Annotated in this window: 20 protein-coding genes; 8 read left to right on the top strand and 12 right to left on the bottom strand. The window is 70.8% G+C overall.

Annotated features, from left to right (window positions below):
- Positions 1–9: 9 nt before the first annotated feature.
- A complete protein-coding gene (locus BLU79_RS45280; RefSeq protein ID WP_093911905.1) occupies positions 10–567 on the top strand; it encodes a glycoside hydrolase family 25 protein in 558 nt (185 codons plus the stop codon).
- A gap of 19 nt (positions 568–586) precedes the next feature.
- Here BLU79_RS45280 and BLU79_RS45275 read toward each other — a convergent pair whose 3' ends face one another.
- Positions 587–1,597 carry a zinc-dependent alcohol dehydrogenase family protein gene (locus BLU79_RS45275; protein ID WP_093911904.1) on the bottom strand — a complete coding sequence of 337 codons (1,011 nt, stop codon included), beginning with the start codon at positions 1,595–1,597 and terminating at the stop codon, positions 587–589.
- A 101-nt stretch (positions 1,598–1,698) separates the two neighbouring features.
- Here BLU79_RS45275 and BLU79_RS45270 point away from each other — a divergent pair, with 101 nt between their 5' ends.
- A complete protein-coding gene (locus BLU79_RS45270) occupies positions 1,699–2,622 on the top strand; it encodes an AraC family transcriptional regulator (protein WP_093911923.1) in 924 nt (307 codons plus the stop codon).
- 89 nt (positions 2,623–2,711) lie between these two features.
- On the opposite strand, the gene BLU79_RS45265 is transcribed toward BLU79_RS45270, so the two are convergent.
- A complete protein-coding gene (locus BLU79_RS45265; protein WP_093911903.1) occupies positions 2,712–2,930 on the bottom strand; it encodes an EF-hand domain-containing protein in 219 nt (72 codons plus the stop codon).
- A gap of 139 nt (positions 2,931–3,069) precedes the next feature.
- Between BLU79_RS45265 and BLU79_RS45260 the strand changes: the two genes are divergently transcribed.
- Positions 3,070–3,705, top strand: coding sequence for a GNAT family N-acetyltransferase (locus tag BLU79_RS45260; protein ID WP_093911922.1), 636 nt, complete (start codon positions 3,070–3,072; stop codon positions 3,703–3,705).
- A gap of 31 nt (positions 3,706–3,736) precedes the next feature.
- Here BLU79_RS45260 and BLU79_RS45255 read toward each other — a convergent pair whose 3' ends face one another.
- Positions 3,737–4,411: an ADP-ribosyltransferase gene (locus BLU79_RS45255; protein WP_093911902.1), complete on the bottom strand. Its 675-nt coding sequence runs from the start codon at positions 4,409–4,411 to the stop codon at positions 3,737–3,739.
- A 90-nt stretch (positions 4,412–4,501) separates the two neighbouring features.
- Positions 4,502–5,683, bottom strand: coding sequence for a YncE family protein (locus BLU79_RS45250; RefSeq protein ID WP_093911901.1), 1,182 nt, complete (start codon positions 5,681–5,683; stop codon positions 4,502–4,504).
- Between the two features lie 368 nt (positions 5,684–6,051).
- On the opposite strand from BLU79_RS45250, the gene BLU79_RS45245 reads away from it, so the two are divergent.
- On the top strand, positions 6,052–6,465 hold the full coding sequence (locus BLU79_RS45245) for a cytidine deaminase family protein (protein WP_093911900.1): 414 nt from the start codon (positions 6,052–6,054) through the stop codon (positions 6,463–6,465).
- A gap of 22 nt (positions 6,466–6,487) precedes the next feature.
- On the opposite strand, the gene BLU79_RS45240 is transcribed toward BLU79_RS45245, so the two are convergent.
- The 4 genes from BLU79_RS45240 to BLU79_RS45225 form a co-directional block, all read right to left on the bottom strand.
- On the bottom strand, positions 6,488–6,991 hold the full coding sequence (locus BLU79_RS45240) for an ATP-binding protein (RefSeq protein ID WP_093911899.1): 504 nt from the start codon (positions 6,989–6,991) through the stop codon (positions 6,488–6,490).
- Between the two features lie 288 nt (positions 6,992–7,279).
- On the bottom strand, positions 7,280–8,047 hold the full coding sequence (locus tag BLU79_RS45235; protein WP_093911898.1) for an enoyl-CoA hydratase/isomerase family protein: 768 nt from the start codon (positions 8,045–8,047) through the stop codon (positions 7,280–7,282).
- A 93-nt stretch (positions 8,048–8,140) separates the two neighbouring features.
- Positions 8,141–9,388: a L,D-transpeptidase gene (locus BLU79_RS45230; protein ID WP_177001447.1), complete on the bottom strand. Its 1,248-nt coding sequence runs from the start codon at positions 9,386–9,388 to the stop codon at positions 8,141–8,143.
- A 184-nt stretch (positions 9,389–9,572) separates the two neighbouring features.
- A complete protein-coding gene (locus tag BLU79_RS45225; RefSeq protein WP_093911896.1) occupies positions 9,573–10,805 on the bottom strand; it encodes a L,D-transpeptidase in 1,233 nt (410 codons plus the stop codon).
- Positions 10,806–11,040: 235 nt separating this feature from the next.
- Between BLU79_RS45225 and glgX the strand changes: the two genes are divergently transcribed.
- A complete protein-coding gene (gene glgX, locus BLU79_RS45220) occupies positions 11,041–13,296 on the top strand; it encodes a glycogen debranching protein GlgX (protein WP_093911895.1) in 2,256 nt (751 codons plus the stop codon).
- A 70-nt stretch (positions 13,297–13,366) separates the two neighbouring features.
- On the opposite strand, the gene BLU79_RS45215 is transcribed toward glgX, so the two are convergent.
- From BLU79_RS45215 to BLU79_RS45200, 4 genes are read right to left on the bottom strand one after another with little or no spacing between them, the layout of a single operon-like run.
- The gene (locus BLU79_RS45215; RefSeq protein ID WP_093911894.1) at positions 13,367–14,011 is read right to left on the bottom strand and encodes a response regulator; all 645 of its coding nucleotides are present in this window, start codon (positions 14,009–14,011) and stop codon (positions 13,367–13,369) included.
- Complete coding sequence (locus BLU79_RS45210) at positions 14,004–15,257, bottom strand: sensor histidine kinase (RefSeq protein WP_093911893.1); 1,254 nt, start codon at positions 15,255–15,257, stop codon at positions 14,004–14,006. The genes BLU79_RS45215 and BLU79_RS45210 overlap by 8 nt, the downstream gene beginning before the upstream one ends.
- A 25-nt stretch (positions 15,258–15,282) precedes the next feature.
- Entirely contained in the window at positions 15,283–16,017 is a 735-nt protein-coding gene (locus BLU79_RS45205) for an ABC transporter permease (RefSeq protein ID WP_093911892.1), read from the bottom strand.
- Positions 16,014–16,919: an ABC transporter ATP-binding protein gene (locus tag BLU79_RS45200; RefSeq protein WP_093911891.1), complete on the bottom strand. Its 906-nt coding sequence runs from the start codon at positions 16,917–16,919 to the stop codon at positions 16,014–16,016. Before BLU79_RS45200 ends, BLU79_RS45205 begins: the two co-directional genes overlap by 4 nt.
- A 183-nt stretch (positions 16,920–17,102) precedes the next feature.
- On the opposite strand from BLU79_RS45200, the gene BLU79_RS45195 reads away from it, so the two are divergent.
- The 3 genes from BLU79_RS45195 to BLU79_RS45185 are packed head-to-tail and all read left to right on the top strand — an operon-like array spanning position 17,103 to position 22,501.
- On the top strand, positions 17,103–18,905 hold the full coding sequence (locus tag BLU79_RS45195; RefSeq protein ID WP_093911890.1) for an ABC transporter ATP-binding protein: 1,803 nt from the start codon (positions 17,103–17,105) through the stop codon (positions 18,903–18,905).
- Positions 18,902–20,758, top strand: coding sequence for an ABC transporter ATP-binding protein (locus tag BLU79_RS45190; RefSeq protein WP_093911889.1), 1,857 nt, complete (start codon positions 18,902–18,904; stop codon positions 20,756–20,758). The genes BLU79_RS45195 and BLU79_RS45190 overlap by 4 nt, the downstream gene beginning before the upstream one ends.
- Before the next feature lie 30 nt (positions 20,759–20,788).
- Positions 20,789–22,501 carry an ABC transporter transmembrane domain-containing protein gene (locus BLU79_RS45185; protein WP_093911888.1) on the top strand — a complete coding sequence of 571 codons (1,713 nt, stop codon included), beginning with the start codon at positions 20,789–20,791 and terminating at the stop codon, positions 22,499–22,501.
- The last annotated feature ends 45 nt before the right edge of the window (positions 22,502–22,546 follow it).

Genomic DNA, 22,546 nt, shown 5'->3' with positions numbered 1-22,546 from the left:
TCCCCCCGCATGATCCGCGGCATCGATGTCAGCGCGTACCAGTCCACGTCCTACGACACGGACGGCCTCTCCTTCGTCTTCATCAAGGCGACGGAGGGCCGCTCCTACATCAACCCCAAACTCACCGCCCAGACCAAACGGGCCCGCGACGCCGGACTGGTCGTCGGCTTCTACCACTTCCTGTGGCCCGGCAACCTGTCCGCCCAGGCCGAGTACTTCGTCAGCAAGGCCCCCGAGAAGGCGGGCGACATCCTCGCGGTCGACTGGGAGACGACGAGCGAGGGGACGCATGCGAGCAACGCGGAGAAGGATCTCTTCATCCGGAAGGTGAAGGAGAAGCGGCCGAACAATCCGGTCATTCTGTACTGCAACCGAAACTACTGGCTCAATGTGGACACCACGTCCTACGCCGGCGACGGCCTCTGGATCGCCGACTACGTCACGGCGGGCAAGCCCCGCATCCAGGCGAAGTGGCGCTTCCACCAGTACACGGACGACCCGCTGGACAAGAACGTCGCCGATTTCGCCAGCAAGGCCGCGCTGCGGGAGTGGGCCGCGGACGCGTAGGTTCGCACGCCGCTGCGCCTCAGAGCCGTACGACGATCTTGCCCGTGTGCATGTTGGACTCCATCAGGCGGTGTGCCTCGCGGATCGTGTCCAGGCCCTCGAAGACCTCGGCGATCACCGGGCGGAAACCACCGTCGGTCAGGCCGGCGTTGAGGAAGGCCGTGGAGCGGCGGCGGCCGTCGGGTGTGGTGGTGAGGCTGAGGTTGGCGTAGGTGTGGATGGTGAAGGGCCAGGTCCGGGGGATCTCGGCGGGGCGGGGGTCCAGCCAGCCGTAGACGACGAGGGTTCCGCCCTCCGCGAGCGCGTCGCCGAGGTGTTGGAAGGCCGGGCCGCCGATCGCGTCGAAGACGACCTGGGCGCCGCGACCGTCGGTGAGGCGTCTGGTCTCCTTGGCGACCGTCTGCATGCCGTCGCTCGTCTCTCCCGACACGATGACCTCGGCCGCTCCCCCGTCCAGCAGGAGCTGCCGTTTCGCCTCCGTGCGCGTGGTCGCGAGGGGGATCGCGCCGATGCGGCGGGCGACCTGGATCGCCGCCGTGCCGACGCCGCTGGACGCGCCGGTGATCAGGACGTGGTCGCCGGGCTTGAGTCCGGCGGTTTCCAGCAGGGCGCCGTAAGCCGTCGTGTACGTCAGCCAGGCCGCCGCCCCCGTCACCGCGTCCACCGAGGCGGGGCGCCGCAGCACGGCGGTCTCGGGCAGCACGACCCGCTCGGCGTACACGCCCTGCGCACTCATCTCGATGCCCGGCCCGGTCAGCACCGGGTCACCGACGGCGAGTGCGGTGACGCCGTCGCCGATGGCCTCGACGACTCCTGAGGCTTCGTAGCCGAGGCGGGAGGCGGGAAGGGCGGGCTGGTAGTAGTAGGTCCCGGCGCGGAAGAGGGCTTCGGCGCGGTTGAGGCCAAACGCCTCGACCCGGACGGTGACTTGACCGGGGCCCGGTTCGGGGACGGGCACGTTCTCGATCGTCAGTACCTCGGGTCCGCCGGTTTCGTGAAAGAGCACTGTGCGTGCGGTGGTGGGTGACATGGGGATGACGCTATGGGCGTCTCCCGAGACGATCCATGTCTGCCGGTCTCGGTTTCCTGTCCATCCGTCTCTCCCGTCGCCCCACCCGCTACCGTGCGGACATGGACGTACTCAGCGACGCCATCGCCGCCATGCGCACCGGCCGCCCGCACTCCGGGCGCCAGGACCACTACGCGCCCTGGGGGATGCGCTTCCCCGCCTCGGACGGGACGGGGTTCCATGTGGTGCTCCAGGGGTCGGCATGGCTGATCCCCGCGGCGGGCGAGCCGGTGGCGATGGGGCCCGGCGACGTGGTGTTCCTGGCGCAGGGCCGTGAGTACGGGCTGGCCGGCGCTCTCGACGGACCGCTGGAGGAGATACGGCCGCTGCCCGACGGCACCTGGCCCGGGACGACGTCCGCCACGCCCGAGCGGTCGGGCCCGCGGACGGTGCTGCTGTGCGGCGCGTACATGCTGGACCGCTCCCGCGCGCACCCGCTCCTCTCCGAGCTCCCGGACGTCGTCCATCTCCCCACCCGCGTCGGCGCCCACCGCTCCCTGCGGACGGCGGTGGAACTGCTGGGCGCGGAGCTGGAGGAGCCGCAACCGGGCTCGGACACGATCGTCACCTCGCTCCTGGACACCCTGCTGCTGTACATCCTGCGGGCCTGGTGGCTGGGCGAGCGGCAGGACTCCGGGCACCCCACGGGGTGGGCCGCCGCCCTGGCCGACCCGGCCGTCGCGGCGGCGCTGCGCTGCATCCACGGCGACCCGGCCCATCCCTGGACCGTCGAGGAACTCGGCGCCCGTGCGGGCCTGTCCCGCGCGGCCTTCGCCCGCCGTTTCGCGGCGCTGGTGGGTGAGCCTCCGCTGACGTATCTGACCTGGTGGCGCATGACCACGGCGGGCCGCCTGCTGCGTGCCGACGACACTCCCTTGCGCACGATCGCCCAGCGCACCGGCTACACCTCGGAGTTCGCCTTCGCCAAGGCCTTCAAGCGGGAGTACGGGATGGCGCCGGGGCGGTACCGCAGGCAGGCCTCCTGAACCCTGGACGGCGTACGGACCGGGTCCCGGACATGACGAAGGGGCGCCCGTCCGCCGTTCGGCGGGCCGGGCGCCCCTTCCCCGCTGCGTCACTTGCTCAGGAAGGCCCAGAACTCGTCGAACGACAGGAGCTTGTCGCCGTTCAGGTCGCGGCTCTTGATGATCGCCTCGGCGACCGCCTCGGTGACGTTCCAGTCGCCGCCCTGGGCCAGGGCGGCCTTGAACTCGGCGGCGGTGATGGTGCCGTCACCGTCCGCATCGATGCGCTCGAACTGCCTGCGTGCTTCCTCGATGTCGATGTGCGCCACCGATCCGCCCCTCTTCGTCGTACCTTGATGTCTTACTGACGGAGGTCAGATTAACCGGCTGTACGAACGCACAGCGCGGCGACCACCCGGGCGAGGCCTTCCGGCGGGTGGAGACTCGACGAGTGCGAGGGTGGCGGCCATGGCGGAGAGCTTGTCGGAGATCCTGGGCGCGGCGGCGCGGGGAGTCTTCCCGCCCGCGGACGGCCGTACGACCGTCGTGCCGCAGCCCTCTCCCCGGCACGCGGGCGTCCTCTCCTTCACCGCGCACTCCGTCGTCTTCACGGACGAGGACCCCGACTGGGTCCACGACACCCTGCGCGACGTCGACTGCGACGCGCTCACCGCGACGATGAACCCGCGGTTCCTGGCGGCCTTCGCGGAGCGTACGGGTCGTTGGACCGAGACCGTCGACGCGATGCTGGTCGGTGCCCCGCTGCCGGGTGAGCCGCCGCTGGTGCTGAAGGAGATCGAGGACGCCGACCACCCCCGGATCGTCTACGCCCGCGGGCGGCGCGACGACGTGCGTGCGTGGGCGGCGGAGGGTGGGGTGCTGGTGATGGGGCGCGGGATCGCCGGGCGGCCGGAGGTCTCGGTCGAGGTGGACGAGAACGTACGACACCGGGGGCTGGGGCGGCTGCTGGTGACCGCCGCCCGGCATCTCGTCACGGAGCCGCTGTGGGCGCAGGTCGCGCCGGGGAACGCCCGCAGTGTGCGGGCGTTCCAGGCGGCCGGTTACCGGCAGGTGGGCGCGGAGCTGCTGCTGCACGCCCGGTAGGCGTCGGTGCGGGGCACTCGGCGCCGGGTGCTCAGTGCCAGGCCTCGAAGTACGGGTTGCTCTGGCAGTCGCTCATGATCTCGACCTTGGTCGTCTTGTTCACCGGGCAGACGCCGACGATGTACTTCCGGTCGACACCGCCGGGGAAGGCGACCTCGACCTGGTCGGCCCACTTGTGGGTGTCGCCGATGGTCTGGTTGACGTCGATGCCGCCGGGGGCGTCGATGTAGTAGTTCCAGCCCGACTTCCACCACTTCTTGTACAGGTCGTGGTCGTACGTCGTGGACACGTACGGGGAGGGCTGGTTGACCAGGACGTACTGCTCCAGGTCGTACTGGCCGTTCACCACGTCCTTGGGCTTGAAGCCCTCCTGGAAGACGATCTCCGGGCCGCGTCCGTCGGCCCGGTAGAGCGTGCCGCAGGTGGTGCGCCACGCCGGGTCGGGGCTGATGCGGTCGACGTCGACGCGGCGGTCGACGGCGGCCTTGACCTTGTCGTCGTACTGGACGGGGCAGGCGGCCGGGGCGGGGGCGGCAGCCGGGGCGAGGGCGGGGGCGGCCTTGGCCACGGTGGCGGCCACCGTGGCGGGGAGGTCGGCGGCCGAGGTGCGGGTGGTCTCGGGAGCCGTGGCGGCCGTCGTCGCGAGGACGGCCGAGAGGGACAGGACGGCGGCAGCGGCCCGCCGCCGCAGGCGAGTTGTGATCATGGGAGTACCATCCCGGGCCTCCGGCGGTGGGGCGTGGAGCGTCACTCGTACGGCGGCGTGTCCGCTGACCGCCGGTCAACTGCCGGGCAGCTAGCGGAAGATGCCGGTGTGGCCCAGGGAGTAGCGGCCGGGCTGCGGGTAGACGGCGAGGCCGTGCGGGCCGCTGCCGACCGGGATGCGCGCGAGCTGCTTGCCGGTGCGGGTGTCGATGGCGTACACCTCGGCGTCGTAGCGGCCGGAGAGCCACAGGACCTTGCCGTCGGCGGAGATGCCGCCCATGTCGGGGCTGCCGCCGTCCGGAAGGTGCCACTTCTTGGTGAGCGCGTTCTTCTTGAAGTCGAAGACGGAGATGCTGCCTTCGCCGCGGTTGGAGATGTACATCTCGCGTGAGTCGCGGCTGATGTAGAGGCCGTGGCAGCCCTTGCCGGTGCGCAGGAGGGTGGGCTCGGTGAACTTGTCGCCGTCCAGGACCCACACGCCGTCGGCCATCATGTCGGCGATGTAGAACCTCCTGCCGTCCGGGGAGATCTTCACGTCCTGGGGCATCGCGCCGTCGAAGGGGAGCTTCTGCCGGCCGACGACCTTCATCCGCTGGGTGTCGACCTTGAGCAGTTCGCCGCTGAACTCGCAGGAGACGATGAAGTACCGGCCGTCGAGGGAGAAGTCGGCGTGGTTGACGCCGTAGCAGGTGACCGGCTCGGTATTGATCCGCTTCATGGTGTGGGGGTCGCGGAAGACGAGTTCGCGGTCGAGGGAGGCCATGACGACGGCGTGCTTGCCGTTGGGGGTGAAGTAGAGGTTGTAGGGGTCGTGGACCTCGACCGCCTTGCCCGCCTTGCCGGTCTTCGGATCGATGGGGGTGAGGGTGTGGCCGCGGTTGTTGTTGACCCAGAGGGTCTTCATGTCCCAGGACGGGACGACGTGCTGGGGCTGGCGGCCGACGCGGATGGTCTCAATGATCTTGTACGTCTTCGGGTCGATGACGGAGACGGTGTCCGACTCACTGTTGGGGACGTACACGCGGGACGGGAAGTCCTTGACGACCGGGGAGAGCTTGTTCGGGCGGTCGGCGGCGTAGACGTCCTTCGGGTCGAGGACGGGGGGCATGCCGGGGAGGCCGTCGACGGGCTTCTTCTGCGGGGCGGGGATGGCGGCCTGGGTATCGCGTGATTCGGCGGCGGCGCGGGTTCTGTCCTTGGCGGAGTCTGTGCCGCAGGCGGCGAGGGCGAGGAGGCCGAGGCCGGCGAGGAGGGTGCGGTGGATGAGGTTCATCGGCGGTTCTTCCTTGCGGCGGGGGCGGTTGGGTGTCCGGGCGGGGAGTCGGTCCAGATCACTGGACTATTTAATGAGTAATGTGTCGAAAAGCGCATGATTCACCCGATAAGCGGTTCGCCTCGGGTCGCCACCCACCAGCGGACTTCGCCCTCGGCCCGGAAGGGGCCTCGTCCTCAAACGCCGGACGGGCTGACATTGCCTGGACCTCGTCCGCAAGCGCTCGACGGCCTGAAAGGCCGGGACCGGGACCGGTCAGCACACTCCGCCCCCGCATCATCTGGCGGAGCCAGCGCACCGCCGATATTCGCTTGCACTCCGTCGCCACTCGGGTCAACGTCGCCTGACAGCTGATGAAAGCGGAGAAGATGACCACGCAGACCCACCCCGTCGACGAGGAACTCATCCAGGCCGCGGCGCACGTCGCGCGCACTCGATGCCGGGGGGACAACCACACCATGGCGGCCGCGGGCCGTGCCCGGGACGGACGGATCGTCACGGCGGTGAATGCCTACCACTTCACCGGAGGACCCTGCGCAGAGCTGGTCCTTGTTGGCGCGGCAGCCGCCCAGGGTGTCTACGAGTTGGACACGATCGTCGCCGTGGGCGACCGCGACCGGGGGGTTGTTCCCCCGTGCGGACGGTGCCGTCAGGTACTTCTCGACTACTTTCCCGCACTCAAGGTCATCGTCGGCGACGACGACCGCGTCCGAACCGTCCCCATCACCGACTTGCTGCCCGCAAGCTACGTCTGGGCGGACCACCAGCTGGACGCCGAGTAGGGCGCCCTGCAGCACGACTGCCTCAGCGGTCGGCCACCCGCATTTCGAACCACGTCGTCTTGCCGCGCGGCAGCAGGTCCACGCCCCAGCGGTCGGAGAGTTTGTCCACCAGGAACAGGCCCCGGCCGCTGACGTCCATCTCCTGGACCGGCATCAGACACGGCAGGCCGCGCGAGGGATCGCGGACCTCGATGCGGATCCAGCCTCGGCGGCGGCGCATGCGGAGGCCGAAGACGCGGGCGCCGGTGTGGCGGACGGCGTTGCCGACCAGTTCCGAGACGAGTAAGACCGCGTCCTCCGTCATTTTCGGAGTCAGGCCCCACTGGCGTAGGACCACCACCTGCGCCAGCCGCCGCGCCGTGGCCGCGGACTCCGGGCGGGACGGGAGCGGAACCTCCGCCTCCGTGGGATTGCCGAACAGTTCCAACGCCTTCGAGGCAGCTTCGTCCTCGACCCCCGGCGACCAGCGCGCCGCAGTCGCACGGCCGTGTCCCCGCGGCTGTTCGATACCCTCCAGCCCCGCCATGCCCCCATCATGGCCGCCGACAGCGGCCTCCGTGGCCGTTCCCGCGGAATAGGCTCCCCGGAATTCATCATTCCGAACGGCTCCATCGGCATATGACGGTGGCAGTTCGGAGGTGTCTGCAGCCCGTCCGACCTGCGACGACGGGTCCCCTGAAGGCAATCGACGGACTCCCTCGACAAGACAGGCTTAAGGTTGCCTTAAGGCTGCCATAAACCGCCCCATCGAGGGACCCCGAATCAGACATCCCGTCAATTGCAAGTGATTCGGCGGAGTTTCAGACCGGGATGCCTACAGGAACTTCGCCTTGCCCGGGCCCTCCTCCACGAAGCTCCGCATCCCCCGCTCCCGGTCCTCCGTCGCGAACAGGCCCGCGAACCAACCGCGTTCCACCGCGAGGCCCGTCTCGATGTCCGTCTCCAGGCCCGTGTCGATCGATTCCTTCGCCGCCCGCAGCGCGATCGCCGGGCCCTGCGCCAGCTTCGCCGCCCACGCGTGCGCCTCGGCGTAGACCTGGTCCGCCGCCACGACGCGGTCCACCAGGCCCAACTCCCGCGCCTCGTCCGCCTTCACCATACGGCCGGTGAAGATGAGGTCCTTCGCCTTCGACGGGCCGATCAGGCGGGACAGGCGCTGGGTGCCGCCCGCGCCCGGGATCAGACCGAGCAGGATCTCCGGCTGGCCCAGCTTGGCGTTCTCCCCGGCGATCCGGTAGTCCGCGCACAGGGCCAACTCGCAGCCGCCGCCGAGCGCGTAGCCCGTCACCGCCGCCACCACCGGCTTCGGGATCCGGGCCACCGCCGTGAACGACTCCTGCAGGGCCCGCGCGCGCAGGACCATCGCGGTGTGGTCCATGGCCTGCATCTCCTTGATGTCCGCGCCGGCCGCGAACACCTTCTCCCCGCCGTAGATCACCACGGCCCGTACGTCGTCACGCCGGCCCGCCTCCTCGGCGAGTTCCTTGAGCCTGTCCTGGGTGGCGACGTCCAGCGCGTTCATGGGCGGGCGGTCGAGGCGGAGGGTACCGACACCTTCGGCGACTTCGAGATTCACGGTCATGCGAGCAGGTTAACGGGGACTAACGGCGACGGCCCCGGTGCCGTACCTCACACAGAGGCCGACCACCGGGGCCGTACGCCCGTCAGAGCCGCGCTACGCCTTCCACTTCTCCCACGACATGTTCCAGCCGTTCAGCCCGTTGCCCGGAGCCACCGTCGCGTCGTTGGAGTTCTTCACGACCACCACGTCACCGATCATCGAGTGGTTGTAGAACCACGCGGCCGGCGTCCCCCCGTCGTAGGCGCCCTTGACGTCGCGCAGGCCGACGCAGCCGTGGCTGACGTTGGAGTTGCCGAAGACGCCGCCGGCCCAGTAGTTGCCGTGGATGAAGGTGCCGGAGTCGGTCAGGCGGATGGCGTGCGGGACGTCCTTGATGTCGTACTCGCCCTCGTAGCCGACCGTGTCGCCGTTCATGCGGGTCTGGACGAACTTCTCGGTCATGACCATCTGGCCGTTCCAGGTCTCGTACCCGGGCGCGCCGGTCGTGACGGGGATGGTCTTCACGACCTTGCCGTCCTGCGTGATCTTCATCTTCTTGGTCTTCACGTCGACGACGGAGACCTGGTCGCGGCCGATGGTGAAGGAGACGGTCTTGGTCTGCTCGCCGTAGACGCCGGGGCGGCCCTCGACGCCGTCGAGGTTGAGGTCGACGGTGACCTTGGTGCCTTCCTTCCAGTACTTCTCGGGCCGGAAGTCGAGGCGGTCGTTGCCGAACCAGTGGCCCGCGACCTCGATGGCCGGCTCGGTCTTGATGCTGATCGCCTTCTCGACGTCCTCGGGGTTGGTGATGCCCCGGGTGAAGCGGACGGAGAACGGCATTCCGACGCCGACCTCGGAGCCGTCCTCGGGGGTGAAATTGCCGAGGAAGGTGTTCTTGGGGGTCAGGGTGGTGAAGTCGGCCTCCTTGGTCGCCTCCAGGCCCTCGGAGTCCTTGGCGACCGCGTGCACCGTGTACTTCGTGGCGGCGGCGAGGTGCGTGGACGGGGTCCAGGTGGCACCGTCGCCGGATATCTTCCCGGCTATCGCCTCGCCCTTGGCGTCCTTCACCTCGACGTCCGTCAGCTTGCCCTTGGCCGCGGTGACCTTCAGCGCGCCGCTGGTCTCGACGAACTTCGCCCCGTCGCCCGGCGCTATGGTCACGACGGCCCGGGACTTCTCGGCCTCCGCGGTACTGGAGTCCTTGCCCTTCCCGTCCCCGGCCCCCGAGTCCGAACCGCCGCCCCCGCCGCACGCGGTGACGGCGAGCAGCAGTACCCCGGCCAGTGCCGCCATCCCCTTGCGCCTGGGTCCACGCCCCCCGCGCGCGTCAACCGACGCCCCCGATATCGGCCGCACGTTCAAGTCCTTCTCCCCTCCCCGGGCCCAAGGCCCTCGCGGGCCTGGTCCGCCCGCTCCCCTGCGCGTCCACCGCGCACCGGCGCATATTAACCACAAGGTCACGGGCGTCGGCGCCGTGCGTTTGTCACCGTTCCGTTCCAACATCGCCAGATAGCCGGTTGGTCGAGCAACTCACCCCCCTGTCCTGTTACTTCACCGCACTCCCTGCCTTCCACTCCTTCCAACCCATATTCCATCCTCCGAGGCCATTGTCGGGAGCGACCTTTTTGTCGTTGCTGTGGACGACCTCGACGACGTCCCCGATCAGGCTGCGGTCGAAGAACCAGCCCGCGGGCGTCTCGGAGCTGCCGCCCTTCACGTCCCTGAGCCCGACGCATCCGTGGCTGACATTGGTCCGTCCGAAGATGGCGTCGTCCGCCCAGTAGTTGCCGTGCAGGAAGGTGCCGGAGGCGGTGAGGCGCATGGCGTGCGGGACGTCCGGGATGTCGTACTCGCCCTTGCCGTTCTTCTTCTTGAAGCCGACCGTGGCGCCGTTCATCCGGGTGAGTTCGAGCATCTCGGTGACGACCATCTTGCCGTTGTAGGTGGTCGTCTTCGGGGCGCCGGCCGTGATCGGCACGGTCGCGAGGAGTTCGCCGTCGCGCCGTACCTCCATGGTGTGTCTGGCCGCGTCGACGACGGAGACCTGGTGGCGGCCGACGGTGAACGAGAACGTCTTGTGCTGGAGGCCGTACACCCCAGGCGCTCCCTCGACGTCGCGCAGGCGCAGCGCGACGGTGACCTGGGTGCCGGGTTTCCAGTGGTGTTGGGGGCGGAAGTCGAGGCGGGTTCCGCTGAACCAGTGCGGGCTGATCTCCACGGCCGGCTCGGCGGTGACCTGGACGCCGCGTTCGACGGCGGCTCGGTGCTCGATCTCCCGGTTGAACTCCAGGGAGACGATCATTCCGGTGCCGACGGTGGAGCGGTTCTCCGGGGTGACGTATCCGATGAACCGCTCGTCGGGGACGTACGTGGTGAAGGTCGTGTGCCGTGCGCTGCGGCGCCCGTGGTCGTCGACGGCCACCGCGTCGATCGTGTACCGGGCGGCCAGCGCGAGCCCGGGGTCGTCGGGCTCCCAGCGCCGGCCGTCCTCGGCGATGCGCCCGGGCACCCGGGTCTCCTGCGCGTCCTGGGACTTGACGACCTTCACCGACTCCAGCTGCCCGCTGTCCACGCCGACCAGCAGCTTGTCGTCGGGGCGTACGCCCTTGGTGCGGTCGTCCGGCTGCACCCGGATGACGTCCTCGGGGGCCGGCGGCTTGCCGAGCGTCCGGTCGCCCTCCGAAGTACAGCCGGCCACCCCGGCCAGCAGGCCGGCCCATGTCAGTACGACGGCCAACACGGCTCCCGCGCGCCGCGCGCGCCCTTGTACGTGCCTCACGAAGAACCCAACGACCGGGGGGTCCTGGGGAAACGTGAGTGCGAGCCATGGGGTGGGCAGAACATGTGGGAGGACGACGCGACAGGGAGCCGCGGCTAGGCCCTGTCGTCAGATTCCCGTCGTCCGCCCGGAGGGCGGGGCCGCCGGGCAGGCGGGAATCTGACGACAGGGCCTGGGGACGACCGTGGGCTCTCTTTCCATATCGTGTGGTCCCTGAGCCGTGGGAGGCCGTCAGGTGTCGAGCGCAGCCGAGCAGGAGGCGGTGGCCGCCGCGGTCGCCGCTGAGGAGGGGCGCCCGGCCGCCGTCGTGAACGGCGCGCGGCACAAGGCCCCCGCGGTGCCCGTGTGGCCGGGCACGCCCGTGCCGCTCGGCGCCCGCTTCCGGGTCGGCCCGGACGGGGTGGCGGGCACCAACTTCGCGCTGTGGGCGGGCGGGGCGGAGGCGGTGGAGCTGTGTCTGTTCGATGAGCAGGGGAAGGAGACCCGCGCCCGGCTCACCGAACTGACGCACGAGATCTGGCACGGTTTCGTGCCGGGGGTCATGCCGGGTCAGCGCTACGGCTATCGGGTGCACGGCCGCTGGGACCCGTGGACCGGCGGCCGGTGGAACCCGGCGAAGCTGCTGCTCGACCCGTACGCGCGCGCGGTGGACGGCGACTTCAGCCTGCCGCCGGAGGTGTACGGGCACGTCCGCGACTGGCCGCAGCAGCATGTCGCCGACACGGTGCGCGACGACCGGGACTCGGCGCCGTACGTCCCGAAGGGCGTGGTCGTCCACGACGACGCCCCCGAGGACGAGTGGATGGACGACCGGCGGCCGAAGACGCCGTGGGCCGACTCGGTGATCTACGAGGTGCATGTACGGGGTTTCACGAAGCTGCACCCGGGGATTCCGGAGGAGCTGCGGGGGACGTACGCGGGTCTCGCGCATCCGGCGGCGATCGAGCATCTGGTGAAGCTGGGCGTGACGGCGGTGGAGCTGCTGCCGGTGCACCAGTTCGCGCACGAGGACCATCTGCTGCGCAAGGGCCTGCGCAACTACTGGGGCTACAACTCCATCGGCTACTTCGCCCCGCACGCCGCCTACGCCGCCTCGGGTACGACCGGTCAGCAGGTCGGCGAGTTCAAGCGGATGGTGCACGCGCTGCACGCGGCCGGGATCGAGGTCATCCTCGACGTCGTCTACAACCACACGGCGGAGGCGGGCGAGCTGGGCCCGACGCTGTCGCTGAAGGGCATCGACAACCGGGGGTACTACCGGTTGCAGTCGGATGCGCGGAGGTACGCCGACTACACGGGCTGCGGGAACACCCTGCACGTCGTCCAGCCGCATGTGCTGCGGCTCATCACCGACTCGCTGCGGTACTGGGTGACGGAGATGGGGGTGGACGGCTTCCGGTTCGACCTGGCGGCGGCGCTGGCCCGCTCCATGCACGACGTCGACATGCTCTCGCCGTTCCTCGCCGTCATCGCGCAGGATCCGGTGCTGCGGCGGGTGAAGCTGATCGCCGAGCCGTGGGACGTGGGCTCCGGCGGGTATCAGGTGGGCGCCTTTCCACCGCTGTGGACGGAGTGGAACGACCGGTACCGCAATGCCGTACGGGACTTCTGGCGCGGCGCGCTGCCGGACGTACGGGATCTGGGGTACCGGCTGTCGGGGTCGAGCGACCTGTACGCGTGGGGCGGGCGGCGGCCGTACGCGTCGGTGAACTTCGTGACCGCGCACGACGGTTTCACGCTGCGGGACCTGGTGTCCTACGAGCGCAAGCACAACGAGGCGAACGGCGAGGGCAACCGGGACGGCTCCGGCGACAACCGGGCCTGGAACTGCGGCGCCGAGGGCGAGACGGACGACGAGCGCGTACGGGCGCTGCGGCGACGCCAGTTGCGGAACCTGCTGACGACCCTGCTGCTGTCGACGGGTGTGCCGATGCTGGTCGCGGGCGACGAGCTGGGGCGCACCCAGCGCGGCAACAACAACGCGTACTGCCAGGACAACGAGATCAGCTGGCTGGACTGGGGGCTGCTGGAGGAGCCGGGCTGGAAGGCGCTGTTCGACCTGACGTCCCGGCTGATCGAGCTGCGGCACCGGCATCCCGTGCTGCGCCGGCGGGCGTTCTTCTCGGGGCGGGCGCACTCGGCGGACGGGCTGCGGGACCTGGCCTGGTTCACCGCGCGGGGCACGGAGATGACGGAACGGGACTGGTACGCGCCCGCCGCCACGCTGGGCATGTATCTGTCGGGGCGGGACATACCGGGCCGGGACGAGCGCGGGGCGCCGATCCTCGACGACAGCTTCCTGGCCGTACTGCACGCCGGGGACCGGCCGGTGAGCTTCGTGCTGCCGGGGCCGCCGTGGGCGGAGCGGTACGAGGTGGTCGTCGACACGTCGCGGGAGGAGCAGGGGGAGGCGCCGGGGGTGGAGCACCGGGCGGGGGCGGCGATCACGGTGCCGGCGCGGGCGGTGCTGTTGCTGAGGGTGGACGGTTGAGCCGCTGCCGAGAGGACACGGTGAGCTCGCACCGAAGGTGAACGACCGACCCGGCGCCCGGGCCGCACGCTCAGCCGAGGATCCCCCGCTCGTACGCCTTCGCGACCGCCGCCGCCCGGTCGTTCACGCCCAACTTGGCGTACAGGTGGGTGAGGTGGGTCTTCACGGTGGCCTCGCTGATGAAGAGCTCGCGGGCGATCTCGCGGTTGGACGTGCCCTTGGCGACCAGGGCCAGGACCTCGCGCTCGCGGGCGGAGAGGGGCTCGTTGCCGGGGGCCTTCGGGGTGCGGACGGCGGAGACCAGGCGGGAGGCGACGGCCGGGGAGAGGACCGTACGGCCCTCGGCGGCGGCCCGGACCGCGGTGAACAGCTCGTCGCGCGGTGCGTCCTTCAGGAGGTAGCCCGTCGCTCCCGCCTCGATGGCGGGGAGGGTGTCGGAGTCGGTGTCGTACGTGGTCAGCACGAGGACCTTGGCGCGGGCGCCGGTGCGGGTGAGGTGGGCGATGGCCGCGACCCCACCGCCGCCCGGCATGCGCAGGTCCATCAGGATCACGTCGGGGTCGAGAGCGGCGGCCCGCTCCAGGGCCTCCTCGCCGTTCGCCGCCTCGCCGAGCACGACGAAGCCGGGCGCGGACTCGAACATGCCGCGCAGACCGTCCCGTACGACGGGATGGTCGTCGACGATCAACAGCGAGATGGACCCCTCGTCACCCATGGCGTACCAACGGTACGCGAGCCGACAGGGCGGTGCCGCGCCCCGGTTCGGACTCGACGGTGAGGCAGCCGGCGATGCGCTCGGCACGGGCGCGCATGCCGGCCAGGCCGAAGCCGCCGGAGTGGGTGCGCTCGGGGAAGGTGAGCGGGTCGAAGCCCCGGCCGTCGTCGCGGATGTCGAGGATCACCTCGTCGCCGAGGAAGGAGAGGGTGACGCCCACCCGGGTCGCGCGGGCGTGGCGGGAGGCGTTGGAGAGGGCCTCCTGGGCGATCCTCAGCAGCGTCGCCGAGACCTCGTCGTGGAGGTGCTCCGCGGTGCCGGTGACCGTGAACTCGGCGCGTACGCCGGTCCGTTCGGCCCACTCGGCGACCGTGCTCTTCAGGGCTTGGGGCAGCCCGTCGTGCTCCAGGGCCACGGGAGCGAGGTTGTGCACCGAGCGGCGGGCCTCGCCGAGGCTGTGCCGGGCCAGGGACGCCGCGCGGTCGAGGTGGATGCGGGCGGTGGGCAGGTCGGGTGCGTTCGCGACGACCTGGAGCTGGGCGATGATGCCGGTCAGGCCCTGGGCGAGGGTGTCGTGGATCTCGGCGGCGAGGCGGCGCCGCTCGTCGGCGACGCCCGCTTCCCGGGCCTGGACGAGGAGTTGGGCGTGGAGGGCGGCGTTCTCGTCGAGCGCCTGCTGCAGCGCGGTGTTGGTGCTTTCGAGTTCGGCGATGGTCTCGGCGCGGGCGCGGGAGCGTTCCTCCTGCTGCGAGGTGAGGTGGCCGACGACCGTCAGCATGACGCTGTTCACCACCACAAGCCCGGCGAACACCGCCCACTGCACCGGCGCGTGGAACGGCAGTCCCCCGGCCTGCGCACCCGAGACGGCGATCGCGCAGGCGAAGGGACCGATCCACCGAAGGCTCCGGCGGGGCATCAGCTCCTCGGCGTCGAAGTACCCGGCCGCCACGTAGAACGCGAAGAACGGGTTCAGCCAGGTCAGCGCGAAGCCGAGCGCCCAGCGCCCGCCGTAGTACACCGTGCCCGCGGTGGACGGGCCCGGGCGGGTGCGGCTCGTCCGGCCCCACCACAGCTGGAGTCCGAACCCCGCGACGACCAGCGCCGCGACCGCGTTCCGCTCCGCCGTACCCGGCGTCAGTTCGGCGGTGGCGACCGCCAGCAGCGTGGCGACCGCGAGCAGTCCGTACGGCCCCTTGCTGCGGATCAGCTGCCAGCGCCGCTCGATGTCGGTGTCCACCGCGGTCATGCCACCAGTCTGCATGGCCGGCCGCCTACTCCCAGCGGAACCAGCGCGCGGCACCGGCCGTCAGCAGCACGACCCAGGCGGCGACGACGCCCAGGTGGGCCCAGCCCGGCCAGTCGCCGACGGCGGCCTGGTTCAGCGCCTCCGAGGCCGCCCCAAAAGGCGTGTAGCCGACGGCCTCGGCCAGCACGTCCGGCATGGTCTGCACCGGCATCCACACGCCCGCGCAGAACATCGCCGGGAAGAACACCGCGGACCCGATGGCACCGGCGATCTTCGTGGTGCGGGACAGCGCGGAGACCAGCGCGCCGAGCGAGAGCGCGGCCAGGACGGTCAGGAGGAGGGCGAGAAGGTAGCCGAAGGGCTGCTCGGGCAGCCGTACGTCGAAGGCGAGCCGGCCCACCGCGAGGGCGAGCAGCGCGGACGTCAGGGCGGCGGCACCGTAGACCGTCATCTGGGCGGTCAGCAGGGCGGACGGGCGGACCGGAGTGGTGGACATCCGGCGCAGGATGCCGCGTTCGCGGTAGCCGGTGAGGGTCTGCGGCATCGCCTGGAGGCCGCTGACGATCAGACCGAGCAGCACCGCCACCGGGACGTACACGTCGATCGTCCGCAGCCCGCCGAGGCCGCTCTCGTGCTCGTGGAAGGCCGGGATCGAGCCGAGGATCACCAGCAGCAGGGTCGGGAACAGCAGGATCCAGAAGAGACTGCCGGGTTCGCGGCCGAACAGGCGGGTCTCGGTCCTCAGTACGGCGGTGTTCATGCCGCCTCCTCCTTGGTCAGGTCGAGGAACGCGTCGTCGAGGGTGGCGTCGCTGACGCGGAGCTGGTGGGCGGTGACGTGGCTGCGGGCGAGGAGGGTGATGACCGCGTTGACCGTCTCGTCGGTGCCGGACAGGGTGATACGGCCGTCCCTGTGCTCCACGGAGGCGAGCGCGGGCAGCGCGTTCAGGTCACGGTCGTCCAGCGGGGCGGACGGTGTGAAGCTGATGACGGTGCCGCCCGCCGATCGGCGGATCAGCCCGGCCGGGGTGTCCAGGGCGGCCATCCGCCCCTTGTCGATCACTGCGATCCGGTCGCACAGGCGCTGCGCCTCCTCCATGAAGTGCGTGACGAGCAGGACGGTGACGCCGTTCGCCCGGACGTCCTCCACCAGTTCCCAGGTGTCGCGGCGGGCGCGCGGGTCCAGGCCGGTGGTCAGCTCGTCCAGGACCACGATCCTGGGGTTGCCGATCAGGGCGAGCGCGATGAACAGGCGCTGCTTCTGGCCGCCGGACAGCTTGCCGAACCGGGTGGTCAGCTTGGCGGTCAGGCCGAGGCGCTCGGCCAGGGGCCGCCAGTCGGCGGGCTTCTCGTAGAAGGCGGCGTACAGCTCCAGGGCCTCGCGGACGGTGAGCTTGTCCTGGAGCTCGCTCTCCTGGAGCTGGGCGCCGAGGACGCGGGCCACGCGCGCGTGGTCGGTGACGGGATCGAGGCCGGTGACACGGACGCGGCCCGCGTCGGGGACGCGCAGGCCCTCGACGCACTCGACGGTGGTGGTCTTGCCGGCGCCGTTCGGGCCGAGGATGCCGAAGATCTCGCCCTCCGCGACGGTGAAGGAGACGCCGTCGACGACGGTCCGGCCGCCGTAGGACTTGCACAGGTCGGTGACTTCTATGACGGACATGGCATCAGGGTCGCGGCGGGGCCGGGTCCGGCACATCGGCCGTCGCGCTCGAAGGCACATCGACCGATCGGTTGATGGCACCGTACGACCCCTCGAACACGCAGGTCGTAGGACCAGCGGCCGATCGCGGACCGGCCAAAACTCGGTGGGCAGTGTCAGTGGCAATCCGTAGGCTCGCTGCTGATGGTGACGACACGTGCAACCGCCGAGGACAGTCCCGACCGAACCGACCGACGCGACCGCTCCGCCGTACGTGCGCTGCTGCGGCTGTGGCCGTATGTGCGGCCCGTGCGCGTGCGGTTGTTCAGCGCCGCGTGCGTGGCGATCGTCGCCTCCTGTCTGTCGCTGGTCATCCCGCTCGTCCTGAAATGGATGGTGGACGGGCCCGTCGCCGACCGGGATCCGGCCGGGGTGTGGCTCGGGGCGCTGTATCTGCTGCTGCTCGGCTTCGCGGAGGCGTTGCTGTTCGGGCTGCGGCGGTGGCTGGTGGCACGCCCGCTGGCGGGGGTCGAGGCGGCGATGCGGGCGGATCTGTACCGGCATCTGCAGCGGCTGCCGGTGGCGTTCCACGACCGGTGGGCGTCGGGGCAGTTGCTGTCGCGGGGCACGACCGATCTGATGCTGCTACGTATGTTCCTCGCCTTTCCGCTGACGTTTCTGCTGGTCAACGGCGTGACCATCCTCGTCGGCGTGATCATCATGCTGCTCCAGGACTGGACGCTGGGGCTGGTGATCCTCATCCCGGCCGTGCCCGTGCTGGTCACCTGCGTGATCTTCGAGAAGCGGTACGCCGCCGTGGCGCGCCGGGCGCAGGACCAGGTGGGCGACCTGACGACGGTCGTCGAGGAGAGCGTGCTCGGGATCCGGATCATCAAGGGGTTCGGACGGCACCGCAGCCAGGCCCGGGCGTTCAAGGAGCTGTCCGGGACACTGCGTGGCACGGAACTGCGCAAGGCCCGCCTGCTGGCGACGATCTGGGGCGTCATCGTGACGCTGCCGGAGCTGGCCATCGGGGCGGCACTGGTGCTGGGTGCGGTGCAGGTGGCGGACGGGGAGCTGTCGGCGGGCACGCTGGTGGCGTTCCTGTCGACGGCGCTGGCGCTGCGCTGGCCCGTGGACTCGATCGGCTTCCTGCTGGCGATGAGCCAGGAGGCGGCGACGGCCACGGAGCGGTACTTCGAGGTCATGGACGCCGAGTCGGAAAGGCAGGAGATCTCGACGGCGAAGGAGGATCGTACGGATCTCGGACTCCGGTTCCACGACGTGCGGTTCCGCTATCCCGACGCCCCCGCCGACTCCTCTCCCGTCCTCGACCGCATAGACCTCCACATACAACCCGGCGAATCGATGGCCCTCGTCGGCGCGACGGGCAGCGGCAAGACGACCCTCACCGCCCTGGTCCCCCGTCTCCACGAGGTGACGTCCGGCCGGATAACGCTGGACGGCGACGACATCACCGCCATGTCCCGGGAACAGCTGCGCTCCCTGGTCTCGGTCGCCTTCGAGGAGCCCACCCTCTTCTCGGCCAGCGTCGCGGACAACGTTCTCATGGGGGCCGAAGACGGCGCCGGAGAGCTGGAGTTGGAGCGGGCGCTCGGCGTCGCGCAGGCGGACTTCGCGCACGCCCTGCCCCACGGCACCGGGACACAGGTCGGCGAGCAGGGCCTCAGCCTCTCCGGCGGGCAGCGACAGCGGCTGGCGCTCGCGCGCGCCGTGGTCGGCCGGCCCCGGTTCCTCGTGCTGGACGACCCCCTGTCCGCCCTCGACGTGCACACCGAGGCCGCGGTCGAGGCCGCCCTGCGGGACGTGCTGGCGGAGACCACCGCCCTGATCGTCGCCCACCGCCCGTCCACCGTGCTGCTCGCGGACCGTGTCGCCCTGCTCTCCGGCGGCCGTATCACCGCGGTCGGCACGCATCACGAACTGCTGCGCACGAACGCCGAGTACGCCCACCTGATGGCCGGGACCGAGGAGGCCGACCGATGACGGCGACCACCACCGCACCGGGCAAGGAACAACCGGCGGAGGAACCCGAATCCGCCAGGCCGGACGACCCCTTCGACAGCGACGTCCTGCCCACTCCCCCGGGCGCCACCGCCGCCCTCCTGCGCTCGCTGCTCACCCCGATGAAGGCCCGCGTGGCCCTCACCACCCTCCTGCTGCTGCTCCAGCAGGCGGCCGTGCAGGCGGGACCGCTGCTGGTGGCGTACGCCATCGACACGGCCGTACCGGCGTTCCGGCGCGACGACCTCGGGCCGCTGGTCGCCGTCGCCGTCGGCTATCTGCTGTGCGCGCTCGTCTCCGGCACGCTGCAGTACGCGTTCATCCTGGTCTCCGCCCGCGTCAACCAGGACGTGCTGCTCGACCTGCGCGGCCGTATCTTCCGCCATGCCCAGGCCCTGAGCGTCGACTTCCACGAGCGCTACACCTCGGGACGGCTCATCTCCCGCTCCACCACGGACGTGGAGTCCCTGCGCGAACTGCTCGACGAGGGCCTGCAGGAACTCGTCACCGTCATCCTGTCCTTCGTCTACATCTCGGCGATGCTGCTGTGGCTGGACCTCGGGCTCGGTGCGGTCGCCGTGGCCTCGCTCGTGCCGCTGTATCTCCTCGTGCGGCTGTACCGGCGGCGCGCGGGACGGGTGTACACCGTGCGCTCCACCGCGATCGCCGCCGTGATCGTCAAGTTCGTCGAGACGATGAACGGCATCCGCCCGGTGCGCGCCTTCCGTCGTGAGGCCGCCAACGACGCCGACTTCCGGGTCCTCAACACCCGGCACGAGCGGACGAACGGCGACGCGCTGCTGGAGATGGCCCGTTACGTCGTCGGTTCGCGGCTCGTCGCCAACACGGCCGTGGCGGGGATCGTGCTGTGGGGCGCCTACCGGGTCGCGGGCGGGACGCTGGCCCTCGGTGTGCTGGCGGCCGCCGTGCTCTACCTGCGCCGCCTGTACGACCCGATCGACCGGCTCGGCATGTTCCTCAACTCGTACCAGTCGGCGGCGGCCTCCCTGGAGAAGATCGCCGGGCTGCTGGCCCAGACGCCGACCGTACCCGAGCCGCAGACGCCCCGGCAGCTCCCCGAACCGGAGTCGGAGCACCCCGGCCGCGAGGTCGTCTTCGACGGCGTCCGGTTCGGCTACCGCACCGGCGGCGAGGTGCTGCCCCGCTTCGACCTGACGATCCCGGCCGGCCAGACCGTCGCGGTCGTCGGGTCGACCGGCGCGGGCAAGTCGACGCTGGCCAAGCTGCTCGCCCGCTTCTACGACGCCTCCGACGGCCGGGTCCTCCTCGACGGCGTCGACCTGCGCGAACTGCCCGTGCCCGAACTGCGGCGCGGGGTGGTGATGGTGACGCAGGAGGCGTTCCTGTTCTCCGGCACGGTCGCCGAGAACATCGCCATCGGCCGGCCGGACGCCACCCGCGAGGAGATCGAGCAGGCGGCGAAGGCCATCGGCGCGCACGACTTCATCGGCTCACTGCCCGACGGCTACGACACCGACGTACGCAAGCGCGGCGGCCGCATCTCCGCCGGTCAGCGCCAACTGGTCGCGTTCGCCCGGGCGTTGCTCGCCGACCCGGCGGTGCTGATCCTCGACGAGGCGACCAGTTCCCTCGACATCCCCGGCGAACGGGCGGTGCAGCGCGCGATGTCGACGGTCCTGCACGGTCGTACGGCCGTCGTGATCGCCCATCGCCTCTCCACGGTGGAGATCGCGGACCGGGTACTGGTCATGGAGCACGGCCGGATCGTCGAGGACGGCACACCGGCCGAACTCATCGCCGGGACGGGCAGGTTCGCGGATCTGCACCGGGCGTGGCGGGACAGTCTGGCGTAGCGGCACGGGAGAGCGGCGGAACGGGGAACGATGATCGACGCGTACGAGGATCCGGGCGAGCCCGACCGTCGTGGCGGATGGAGGTATCTGTGGTGGCTCGTCATGCGTCAGCGCACGCGGTCCGTCATGGGAGCGCTGATCTCCAGCGTGTGGATGGTGCTGCTGGCGGCGACCCCGTACCTGATGTCCCGTGCCGTCGACGACGGGCTGGCGGCCGGTGACTACGGCGCGTTGGCGGGGTGGACGGCCGCGCTGTTCGCGGTGGGGGCGTTCAACGCCTGGCTGAGCATCATGCGGCACCGCACGATGACGCGGGTGCGGATGGACAGCAACTTCCGCACGGTCAAGGTGCTGATCGGGCACGCGGTACGCCTGGGTGCCACGCTGCCACGCCGGATCGGGGCCGGGGAGGTCGTCACGATCGGCGTGGGCGACGTCCAGACCATCAGCCAGTCCCTGACGGTCGTCGGCCCGGGCGTCGGTGCCGTCGTCGCCTATCTGGTGGTCGCCGGTCTGCTGGTGTCGGTGTCGGTCCCGATCGCCGTCGTGGTGCTGCTCGGAATGCCGCTGGTCGGGGTGCTCGTCGGCCCGCTGCTGGGTCGGTTGCAGGGCACGGAGACGGAGTACCGCGAGCGGCAGGGCGTCCTGACCGCACGGATCGCCGACCTCGCGGGCGGCCTGCGCGTCCTCAACGGCCTCGGCGGCAAGGGTCTGGTCGCCGACGCCTTCCAGCGCGACTCGCAGCGGCTGCGGGCGCAGGGATACCGGGTCGGGGCGGTGACCAGCTGGGTGCAGGCGCTCGGCGTGGGACTGCCCACGCTGTTCCTGGCCGTGGTGACCTGGCTGGCGGCGCGGCTCGCCGCCCAGGGGGCCATCACCGTGGGCGAGTTGGTGTCGGTGTACGGCTATGTCGCGGTGCTGGTGGGGCCGGTGGCGTTCTTCATCGAGTGCGGCTACCAGGTCAGCCGTGGGGTGGTGGCGGCGCGACGGGTCGTACGGTTCCTCCGGCTGGAGCCGATGGCGGACACCGGCACCCGGGACGCGCCCGCGGAGCCTGCGGCACTGCACGACCCCGAGTCCGGGGTGCGGGTGCCGCCGGGCCGGCTCACCGCACTGGCCGCCGCACTGCCGGCCGACGCCACGACCGTCGTCGACCGCCTCGGCCGCTACGTCCCGTCCGGGGCCACGTGGGGCGAAGTCCCCCTGAGCGAGATCGCGTTGACGCAGGTCCGGGCACGCATCCTGGTCGCCGACCACGAGGCCGACCTCTTCGCGGGCACACTGCGCGACCTGGTGGCCGGCCACGCGGACCGGGACGAGTCAGCGATCACCCAAGCGGTGCACACGGCGGTCGCCGAGGACATCGTCCGCGGCCTCCCCGACGCCCTCGACACCCCGATCGACGCCCAGGGCCGCAACCTCTCCGGCGGCCAACGCCAACGCGTCCGCCTGACCCGCGCACTGCTGGCGGACCCGGAGGTGCTCTTGGCCGTGGAGCCCACGTCGGCCCTGGACGCCCACACGGAGGCAAGGGTCGCGGAACGCCTGCACACGACGAGACAGGGCCGGACGACGCTGGTGACGACGACGTCCCCGTTGGTCCTGGACCAGGCGGACCTCGTGCACTACCTGCTGGACGGCAAGGTGGCAGCCACCGGCACCCACCGAGAGCTGCTGGACGGGGAGCCGGGATACCGAGCCCTGGTGGCACGGGACGAAGACGCCGAGGAGATCGTCAGGTGACGGATGCTCAGCCCACCTCAGGGGCGCGGGGCAGTGTCAATAAGC

The organism is Streptomyces sp. cf386, from assembly GCF_900103585.1.
Taxonomy (GTDB): Bacteria; Actinomycetota; Actinomycetes; order Streptomycetales; family Streptomycetaceae; genus Streptomyces.
This window is presented reverse-complemented; position numbering and strand designations above follow the sequence as displayed.